Origin of the sequence: Sphaerochaeta sp. S2, from assembly GCF_016406725.1 — a bacterium.
Classification (GTDB): domain Bacteria; phylum Spirochaetota; class Spirochaetia; order Sphaerochaetales; family Sphaerochaetaceae; genus Sphaerochaeta.
On record NZ_JAEKNT010000084.1, the window covers coordinates 1 to 9,678 of the forward strand.

11 protein-coding genes are annotated in these 9,678 nt (G+C 49.9%); 7 read left to right on the plus strand and 4 right to left on the minus strand.

Annotation, left to right across the window (positions count from 1 at the left end; translation table 11 throughout):
* Positions 1–5 precede the first annotated feature (5 nt).
* The 6 genes from JF818_RS02140 to fabV are packed head-to-tail and all read left to right on the plus strand — an operon-like array spanning position 6 to position 5,554.
* A complete protein-coding gene (locus JF818_RS02140; RefSeq protein WP_198890355.1) occupies positions 6–983 on the plus strand; it encodes a beta-ketoacyl-ACP synthase III in 978 nt (325 codons plus the stop codon).
* On the plus strand, positions 971–1,927 hold the full coding sequence (locus tag JF818_RS02145; protein ID WP_198890345.1) for an ACP S-malonyltransferase: 957 nt from the start codon (positions 971–973) through the stop codon (positions 1,925–1,927). Before JF818_RS02140 ends, JF818_RS02145 begins: the two co-directional genes overlap by 13 nt.
* On the plus strand, positions 1,924–2,628 hold the full coding sequence (gene fabG, locus JF818_RS02150) for a 3-oxoacyl-[acyl-carrier-protein] reductase (protein ID WP_198890346.1): 705 nt from the start codon (positions 1,924–1,926) through the stop codon (positions 2,626–2,628). The genes JF818_RS02145 and fabG overlap by 4 nt, the downstream gene beginning before the upstream one ends.
* Before the next feature lie 11 nt (positions 2,629–2,639).
* On the plus strand, positions 2,640–3,884 hold the full coding sequence (fabF, locus tag JF818_RS02155) for a beta-ketoacyl-ACP synthase II (protein WP_198890347.1): 1,245 nt from the start codon (positions 2,640–2,642) through the stop codon (positions 3,882–3,884).
* A gap of 12 nt (positions 3,885–3,896) precedes the next feature.
* Positions 3,897–4,340 carry a 3-hydroxyacyl-ACP dehydratase FabZ family protein gene (locus JF818_RS02160; protein WP_198890348.1) on the plus strand — a complete coding sequence of 148 codons (444 nt, stop codon included), beginning with the start codon at positions 3,897–3,899 and terminating at the stop codon, positions 4,338–4,340.
* A gap of 2 nt (positions 4,341–4,342) precedes the next feature.
* On the plus strand, positions 4,343–5,554 hold the full coding sequence (gene fabV, locus JF818_RS02165) for an enoyl-ACP reductase FabV (RefSeq protein WP_198890349.1): 1,212 nt from the start codon (positions 4,343–4,345) through the stop codon (positions 5,552–5,554).
* Between the two features lie 283 nt (positions 5,555–5,837).
* On the opposite strand, the gene JF818_RS02170 is transcribed toward fabV, so the two are convergent.
* Both JF818_RS02170 and JF818_RS02175 read right to left on the minus strand, forming a co-directional pair.
* Positions 5,838–6,680, minus strand: a complete 843-nt coding sequence (locus JF818_RS02170) for an IS3 family transposase (RefSeq protein WP_198890350.1) — start codon at positions 6,678–6,680, stop codon at positions 5,838–5,840.
* A 59-nt stretch (positions 6,681–6,739) separates the two neighbouring features.
* A complete protein-coding gene (locus tag JF818_RS02175) occupies positions 6,740–7,048 on the minus strand; it encodes a transposase (RefSeq protein WP_198890351.1) in 309 nt (102 codons plus the stop codon).
* Between the two features lie 88 nt (positions 7,049–7,136).
* On the opposite strand from JF818_RS02175, the gene JF818_RS02180 reads away from it, so the two are divergent.
* A complete protein-coding gene (locus JF818_RS02180; protein ID WP_198890352.1) occupies positions 7,137–7,421 on the plus strand; it encodes an ABC transporter substrate-binding protein in 285 nt (94 codons plus the stop codon).
* A gap of 127 nt (positions 7,422–7,548) precedes the next feature.
* On the opposite strand, the gene JF818_RS02185 is transcribed toward JF818_RS02180, so the two are convergent.
* Positions 7,549–8,355, minus strand: a complete 807-nt coding sequence (locus tag JF818_RS02185) for an ExeA family protein (protein WP_198890353.1) — start codon at positions 8,353–8,355, stop codon at positions 7,549–7,551.
* The gene (locus JF818_RS02190) at positions 8,352–9,623 is read right to left on the minus strand and encodes a DDE-type integrase/transposase/recombinase (RefSeq protein ID WP_198890354.1); all 1,272 of its coding nucleotides are present in this window, start codon (positions 9,621–9,623) and stop codon (positions 8,352–8,354) included. The genes JF818_RS02185 and JF818_RS02190 overlap by 4 nt, the downstream gene beginning before the upstream one ends.
* Positions 9,624–9,678 lie beyond the last annotated feature (55 nt).

Below are 9,678 nucleotides of genomic sequence, written 5' to 3' on the forward strand. Positions count from 1 at the left end.
ATGTTATGTACCCAAGGAGGGAGCCATTGAAGCCTCCACAATCGATACACATCACCGCCCTCGGCAGTTACGCGCCGCCGAGGGTGGTAACAAATAATGACCTGAGCCATATGGTCGACACGAGTGATGCGTGGATCCAAAGTCACACTGGAATCAGAGAACGACATATTGCTGATGATGAAGAATTGACCAGCAATCTCGCCTATAAAGCCATCGAGGATCTCCTCGCAAGCTACAACCTGGAAGCATCCCATATTGACGGCATTGTCTGTGCGACAGCTACCCCGGACTATCCTGGATTTCCTTCTGTTGCCTGTATGATCGCAGAACAGTTCGGTATTACCGGACCAGCGCTGGATGTGAGTGCTGGTTGCACCGGCTTCATCTACGCCTTGGAAGTCGCCCGTGCCATGATCGCCACAGGTTCCATGAAAAATGCCTTGGTGGTAGGAGCAGAGAAACTGTCAGGTGTAGTTGACTGGAATGACCGAAACACCTGCGTACTCTTTGGAGATGGAGCAGGATGTGCACTGCTTGAATTCTCAGACCAAGAGGAGTCAGGTCTTATCGACACCTTGCTCAAGGCTGAGGCGGCTGGTACCAAGGCCCTGACCATACACCCAGAGAAACATGCCATCGAGATGGACGGCCGAGCGGTCTACTCATTTGCGGTGAGAACAATTGGAGATACCATCCTGGCACTGGTTGAACGAAATAACCTGAATCTGGAATCCATTGATTGGATTGTCCCGCACCAAGCAAACCGAAGAATCATCCAAGCCTGTTCCAAGCGATATGGAATTCCAGAAGAAAAGTTCTATATGAATATCGATCGATTTGCCAACACCTCAGCGGCATCCATCCCCCTTGCACTGAGGGAGATGGACAGAGCAGGATTGCTCAAGAAGGGCCAAAGAATTCTGATGGTGGGATTCGGAGCAGGATTAACCTACGGAGGAACTCTACTTACATGGACGTATTGATAGCACTCTACCCCGGACAGGGGTCGCAGAAACCGAAGATGGCCCTGGATCTCTATGACGCAAGCAAGCAAGTAAGGGATCTCTTTGCTCTTGCAAGTGATGTAAGTGGTCTGGACTTATACCAATTGCTCGCTGAAGGCAGCGAAGAGGAATTGAAACAGACTGTGGCCACACAGCTTGCGGTAACCCTAGCCAGTCGCAGTGCACATCTGAGACTAACCGAGCTTGGATTCTCATTTGCTGCCCATAGTGGGTTCAGCCTTGGCGAGCTTTCTGCCTTTGCAGGAGGCGGCATCCTTGATGATGAAACGCTCTTTTCCTTGATCAACAAACGGGCAGTATTGATGGACGAAGAAGCAAAAAAGATTGAAGAGGTACAGGGAAAACTTGGGATGGCGGCCATCATTGGGTTGGACTATGCAACAGTTGAACAAGCCCTGGAAGAAGCACAAATCCCAGGACTGTATGCTTCCAATGACAACAGCACCACACAGGTGGTTATCGCTGGCTTGCAGGAGAGCATCGCCCAAGGGAAGGAGGTCCTGCAGGCAAAGGGAGCGAGAAGAGTTATTCCCCTGAAGGTCTCCGGCCCATTCCACACCCCCTTCATGGAGGGGGCAACTGAGCCTTTCTCTGCTTTCTTAGAAACGCTCGACTTCAAGAACCCCCATTTCTTGGTAATCTCGAGTGTGGATGGAAATGTGATCAAGGACTCTCAGCAAGCAAAGGAGCATCTGGCAATGCAATTGGCAAAACCAGTGCGCTGGACGGAGGCAATGAAGCATCTCTCTTCCTTGGCACAGGAGAAGCATGCACAGGTAGCTGAAACCGGGTTTGGAACGGTACTCAGCGGGCTTTGGAAGAACAGTAATGCGGAAATCCCTTGCCGAAATCTCGGCAGTGAGGATGCAATCTGGAATTACAAGAAGGAATTGGAATCATGAGTGAAAAGAAACACGCCCTGGTGACCGGAGGGTCACGGGGAATTGGTAGAACAATCATAGAGACATTGCTCAGTGAAGGATACGAAGTTTGGTACCTCTCCAGGAGCAAGGCAGAAGGACTGGAAGCAAATCACATCAGTTGTGATATGGCTGACAGGGAGAGCGTTGCCACTGCACTGGAAGCGGTGGTCAGTGAAGCAACATACATCGATGTCCTGGTCAACAATGCAGGTATAACCCGTGATGGATTGATCATGAGGATGAAAGATGAAGCCTGGGATGATGTTATTGCCGTCAACCTTACTTCAGTATTCCTCACCTGCAGGAGGATCGGTCGACTGATGGCAACCCAGCGAAAAGGAGCCATAGTCAACATCTCCAGCGTGGTCGGTATTGTGGGTAATGGTGGACAGACCAACTATGCAGCCAGCAAGGCTGGCATTATTGGATTCTCCAAGAGCCTTGCCAAGGAACTTGCCGGAAGAAATGTACGGGTCAATGTGGTAGCCCCTGGATTCATTGAGACTGCCATGACTGAGGTACTTTCAGAGAAGTTGAAGGACCAGATCAAAGATCAGATTCCCCTGTCAAGAATTGGAAAAACGGAAGAGGTTGCCCAGAGCGTGGCCTTCCTCGCAAGCGATAAAGCATCCTACATCACCGGCCAGGTTCTGGCTGTCGATGGTGGGATGGCAATGTAAGGAGTCAAGAGATGGAACGTGTGGTAGTAACCGGTATGGGAACTGTCAATCCACTGGGGACAGAGGTGGAACAGTTCTGGAAGCAGATACAGGCAGGAGCCTGTGGCATCGATAAGATCACCAGGTTCGATACGACCGACTATCCAGCCAAGATTGCAGGGGAAGTCAGGGATTTTGATCCCTCTGACCTACTCGACCGTAAGGAGCTGAGAGGTATGGCTGATTTTACCAAGTTTGCCGCTCACGCTGCCGTACAGGCAATGAATCAAGCAAAACTGGAGAAAGGTTCCTTCGACCCCTACAGAAGTGGCGTCTATGTTGGAAACGGTATTGGAGGATTCGAAGTTGCGGAGGAGAACCTTGCAAAGCTCTTTGACAGAGGCCCACACGCTGTAGCTCCCCTAACCATCCCCAAGCTTATCAGCAACGAGGCTGCTGGGAATATTGCAATTCACTTCGGTATACAAGGACCTTGTCGCACCACGGTCACAGCATGTGCATCCGGAACCGACGCTATCGGGGATGCGTTCAACTCGATCCGCTTTGGTCTGGTTGATATGGCACTGGCAGGTGGTACGGAGGCTGCAATCACCGAGCTCAGCGTGGCTGGATTCTGCCGCCTTCAGGCCTTGGCTACCAAGTACAACGATACACCCAAGATTGCCAGCCGACCGTTCGACAAGGAACGTGATGGGTTTGTCATGGGAGAGGGAGCTGGGATGCTTGTACTTGAATCTCTTTCACATGCCAAGAAGCGCGGGGCAACCATCCTCGGTGAAATCTCCGGCTACAGCATGACCTGTGACGCGTTCCACCTCACCGCCCCCAATCCAGACGGGGAAGGAGCTGCCCGAGCCATGAAACAGGCGATCGAGATGGCTGGGGCAAGCCTTGATGAGGTTGATTACATCAATGCCCATGGCACAAGTACTGCGGCAAACGACTCCATGGAGACAAAGGCGATCAAGCGGGTATTCGGTGATGGTGCTTATAAGCTCAAGGTCTCATCAACCAAATCCATGACCAGTCACCTGGTTGGGGCAGCAGGAGCAGTTGAGGCCATTATCTGCCTGCTTGCCATCAGGGACCAGTACTTCCCCTGTACGCTCAACCAGACGGATCCAGACAGTGAGTGTGATCTTGACTATGTACCTAACAAAGGAATGAATGGTACAATTCGCTATGCTGTCAGCAATTCTTTGGGATTTGGTGGCCATAATGGTGTGCTTGTATTTAAGGCCTATCAGGAAAACTAAGGAGGAAACGTTATGCCAGAACAGTTTGAAACGCCAGAGGAACTACTTCCTCACCGAGATCCATTTCTGTTCCTCGATGAATTGATCGAGGCTGATGAGAAACACACCGTTGCAAAACGTGTTTTCACTGAAGATCATTTTTTCTTCAAGGGTCACTTTCCAAGCTACCCGGTGGTACCGGGGGTCATTCTTGTGGAGACCTTGGCACAGTGCGGCGGTGCCGGACTGATCCAGACAGGGATTCTTCCTCATGGTGCCTTCTTCGTGTTGGCTTCCATTGAGAAGGCAAAGTTCCGAAACCAGGTACGCCCAAACGACTGTGCTATCATTGAAGTACATAATGTGAGAGTAAGCAAAGTGATGGTTCGTCAGAAGGGAACCATTACCATCAACGGGAATGTTGCAGCTGAAGCATCCTGGATGTGCATCGTCAATAGCAAACAAGAAAGGATTTAGTTGTGATCATCACGAAAAAAGTAATGCGTAATGTCTCTCTTACCGCTCACCCTGCTGGGTGCAAGCGGTATGTCCAACAACAGATTGCATGGGTGAAAAACCAAGCACAGACCGGGGAGGATACTCGCTATCCCAATCCAATTGAGAATTTACTTCCAAAGCGAGTGCTCGTCATTGGAGGATCCACAGGATATGGTCTTTCCAGCCGGATCGTAGCTGCCTACACCGGAGGAGCTGACACTATCAATGTGTCCTTCGAACGCGAACCAGCCGAGAAAAAAACAGCAACCCCTGGTTGGTACAATACCATGGCTTTCGAGCAACAAGCCAAGAAGGATGGGATGAAGGCATGTTCTGTTTTCGGTGATGCATTCAGCACCTCGGTCAAGGAAGAGACTGCAAGAAAAATCAAGGAAGAACTTGGGCAAGTGGATCTGGTTATCTACAGCCTTGCAAGTCCACTCAGGAATGACCCTGTTACTGGGGTTACCTATCGTTCGGTACTCAAGCCCATAGGCAAGCCATTCACTGCCCTGTCGGTAGACTTGGATGATGATGTGGTTAAACAAGCGACCATTGAACCTGCTACTGATGAACAAGTACAGGATACAGTCAAGGTCATGGGGGGAGAGGACTGGAGCCTCTGGGTTGACTATCTGCTTGAGCAGGGACTGCTCGCAGAGGGTGCCATGACTGTTGCATACTCCTACATTGGTCCCAGGATAACCTACCCCGTCTATCGGGAAGGGACCATCGGGAAGGCAAAGGAACACCTTGAGAACAGTGCAAGTGCATTGACTGATAAACTCGAAGCCATTGGAGGTAAAGCCTTTGTTTCCGTAAACAAAGCCCTTGTTACCCGTGCAAGCGCAGTTATCCCAGTGGTACCACTCTACATGGCTCTGCTCTATCAAGTGATGAAAGAGAAGAACATCCACGAGCACTGCACACAGCAGATCTATCGATTGTTCCTGGGCCAGCTCTACACCAAAGAAGAGATTCCAACCGATCAGAAAGGACGACTTAGAGTAGATGATTGGGAGATGCTTGAAGAGGTCCAGAATGAGGTGGAACGCCGGTGGGCTCTCCAAAAGGAAGGGCAACCGCTTCTGCAAGGGGATTTGGATGGAGTGTTTGAGGAGTATGAACATATCCATGGATTCGGTTTCCCTGACATTGATTATGGAGCCGATATTGATCCAAGGATAGTCTAGGACAGATTGAGGCAACTTCTATAGAGGAGTTGCCTTTTTTGTGTACAAATTCCTATACTTTTTACTTTTTTCATTCCTTGTTAGGCCTATTATAGGTATACTAAATACAGGTTTCTTGATTTCACTCTTGTTCAATTAATGAACAACCATAACCAAAATACCGGCCATGATTGCAAGAGTTTAGACAGGTGTGATACATTTTTCTTAATTATGAAACTACTTAGAATACAAACCATTTAGCTAAGCCCTTTGTCTAGACAGGTAGTTGGAAATCTTACGAATATTAAGCTACCCATTGTTCCATCTCCCTCACAGGAAATGCTCTATAATACACAGCATCAGGTGTCTGGTAATCCAATCCTTGATGCAACCGTTTACCATTGAAGAAATCAATGAAATCCTTCAAGCCTCTTCTCAACTCTCCGAGTGTCCGATAGTCATGAAGAAATATATGTTCGTACTTTATCGTCCGCCAGGTCCTCTCCATGAGGATGTTGTCGAGACATCTCCCGACCCCATCCATGCTGACAGCCACTCCAAGGTCTTCCAGGATTGCCAGGAACTCAATGCTGGTGAACTGGCTGCCTTGGTCCGAATTGAAGATTGCCGGTACCCCATACCGATCAATCGCTTCATGCAGGCATTCCTTGCAGAATGCCACATCCATGGTATTGCTCACTTTCCATGCCAGCACCTTACGGCTGAACAAGTCAATGATGGCCACCAGATACACCATGCCGCTGGGGAGACGGATATATGAGATATCTGTTGCCCAGGCTTGGTTCACATGCTGTATCTTCTTCCCCCGCAACAGGTATGGATACTTCTTGTGTTGTTTCCCTTTCCCCTGCCTTGAAGTCATGGGTTTTGGGGAAACCCCTCGGATACCAAGGCGTTTCATGATCTTACGCACCCTTTTCTCGGTCGCCAGCTTATGCCCAACAGCCTGGAGCTGCCTTGCCATTTTCTGGTATCCGGTTGCAGGATGGGCGGTCCACCAGTCAAGGACTGCCTCGACCAAAGCGAGTTCCTCGTCACAGGACTGTATCAGATCCTTATGGTGGAGCCACCAATAGTAGTTGCTTCTTGCTACACCTAGCAACCGGCATTGTTCGCTGATGCTCATGGTGAAGATCTTTCCATGCAACTCAACCGATAGGCCGGGAGTTATGATCTGCTCATCCCTCAGTCCTGGATTTTCAGTTTTTTTTTCAGCAGTACGTTCTCAAGTTGGCTCTTGCCATACTCCTCAAGCAACAGCTGCTTTTCCCTCTCGAGTTCCTCCAAGTGCTGTTCAAGTTCCTTCTGGATCCTCGATTTCTCATTGAAGAACCGGGGTCCTTCCTGCTGGAGAATCTTCTTCCAAGCCCCTACAAGGCTTGCTGAGATGTCATTCTCGGCAGCAATCATCTGGATTGTCTTCTCTCCAGCCAGTGCTTCGGAGGCTACCTTTAACTTGAAATCACCGGTAAAAGTCCGCTTTTTCCTTCCCATACGTCCACCATACGCATCTTGCGCATCGTGGGCAACTCTATTCGTATCTTTCTGGCCTCTCCTGTCCAAGATTTGGGCTTAGTATACCATGTTTATTCTCATCCTTTCCCTGGTGCTTATCACCACCGGATGTTCAAAGGAAGAGCAGAAAACTGTGCAACCAGATACAGAAGAGATAACCAAATCAGTTTCCTCCCTGAAAGTTGGAATGATGAGTGCAGTTGATGCAGCCCCCTTCTACCATGCATTGGAAGCAGGTTACTACGAAGATGAAGGTGTTGATGTCGAACTGGTGCTCTTTACCAACGGACAACATCGCCAGACAGCACTGCAGACACAGCAGGTTGATGGAGCCATGAGTGACTTGGTGTAGAGTATCAGATTAAAAGAACATCATTTATCACGTTGAGTGGATACAATTATTAAGTAGATTGGCAAGGGAGAAAATTAGGGATCTCTTTTAGGAGACCCCCAAATATCATTAGGCTAATCACCGATTCCTAAATCACTTCAGTCAGTGCCATCCTTACATGTTCAGATGAGACAGTCTGGCATTTTTCCATCGAGGCAGCCAGCATAGCCCCCTTTGCCAGATTGTTGGCACGCCTGAGCAAGCCTCCCGACCCTTGGTGTATTGCCACAATCGCCGAATCTGAGAATACTCCCTTCTTAGCCCCTGCCAACCTCATGTGGTGTGCAATGTATTCCTCCATCACTTCCTTGCGGATTGCCTCAAGGTGACTCCTTCCCATGATTCTTGAAGCCAACGGTTTGGCATCCGGTGTCATGAGCTTTTCTATGAGACCCTCCTGACCGCAGAGGATGGTACTCATAAGAGGTGAGCTGTCCAGCTTGTACTGGGTGAGCAGATGGAGGTAGCTGAAAATCTCGGCGCGCATCATGTGTGCCTCATCAATGACGAGCACAGGAGAGATCCTTCTGCCATTGATTTCAAGCAATTGGTCCTGTATCTGGCGCATCATCAGGGGTACCTTGTAGGAATTGGAGACGATTCCAAAGCACAGGAGCACCTGACGCAGGAATTCAACCATGGTGTAGGAACCGGCGGTGAACATGAGCACCTCATGCTCACCCTTGGCAAGGTTGTCCACCACATACCGTAAACTGGTTGACTTGCCAGACCCCACATCTCCGGTTACCAGCGAGAAGCTCCTCATTGAAATGGCAAACCTGATGCGCTGTTGCATGGGTTCAAGGCTGGGTAGCCTGTAAAGGTCTGCGGTGGCAATTTCCTGGGGAAAGGGGTCGGCCTTCAGTGAGAAAAAATGTCGGATGTCCTTCATCATGCCCTGCCTCCCGAAAAGAGACTGCCGCTCTTGGCAGTGACTGGTTGCTTTGTTCCCTCGCTAATCCTACCGATGCGGCTATTGGCCTGCAGGGGAACCTCTGAAACAAACCCTTTTGAAACCCCGTCTACAAATAGCTCGACCCTGTCCAGAGTCTCGTAGCGTAGCTCCACGCGCTTGCCTGCAAGGCCAAGGGGAACCTGATAGAGCCTTCCGGCAAGCCTGACGGTACGGTCGTTGCTGACTGTGCGCTGTTCGCGATAGCGGAAGTAGTCAGGCAGCTGGCTTGGGGCCCCCCTAAGCAGATGGGCATCATCCAGATACCGTTGTAATGGGGTTTGGCCTGTGCTGCCATGCTTTCTCTGGTGATACTGTTCATCCAGATACTTTTGCCACCGCTCGTTCAGCTCTTCCAGGGTTATACCCTCAGCGATATCAGGCAGGAATTGCATCCTTACTGTTCTGTTAAAACGCTCAACCTTTCCAGATCCCTCTGGCCTGTAGGCAGTTGCATAACGAAGGGATATTTGTAGGGATGCACAGCCTATGCTGAGCCGATGGTTGCGAAAAGGGCTGCCGTTGTCAACGTATAAAACTCTAGGTACCCCCCTGCTTTTGAGAGCTTTTGACAGGCAATCTACAAAGGAATCGGCATTCTCACGCAAATAAAAGCCGCTTCCAACAATTAGGCGACTCTTGTCATCGAGGATCACGAACAGGTAGCTCTTGCGAAGCTTACCCTCATGGGTTACCCGTACTGCGTGTAAAGTATCGGCTTGCCACATATCATTACTCAATTCCACTTCGAACCTCCTCATATCCTCTTGCTTTTTTTGAGTCTTCTCTGCATGGAGCCTGAAGAGACGGTAGACAGTGGGAAGGGAGATACGGTCAGCCTTGGTGATGATGTTGCGCCTGTAGGCCTCCTCCACCACCTTTTTGATGGTAAAAGAAGGCTTTTCCTTACGGATCTGCAATAAAGCGGCAAGCGTCTCATCGCTGATGCTTCTCTGGCGTCCGCAATCGCTGCGGTCTGAGGGGAACAGGGCCTCAATGCGTTCCCCACCCTCGCGGTAGCGACGGAGCCAGTTGAGGATGGTGGCACCCCCAATGGTGGTACGGTCGCTGAATGGGATCTCCCATTGGCGCTGGCTAAGCTGTTGCAGCAGCTTCTTCTGCTCCCCCCATGCAAGACTCTTCTTCTCCAGAAGTGGGAAGATTACGCCGAAACGGAAAATTGCAATCTGTTCTTTTTCTTTGTCAGTCACGGTATTTCTCCTGGCTCTTATACACATTTGATGTTGGCGAAAATTAGACGGTGTG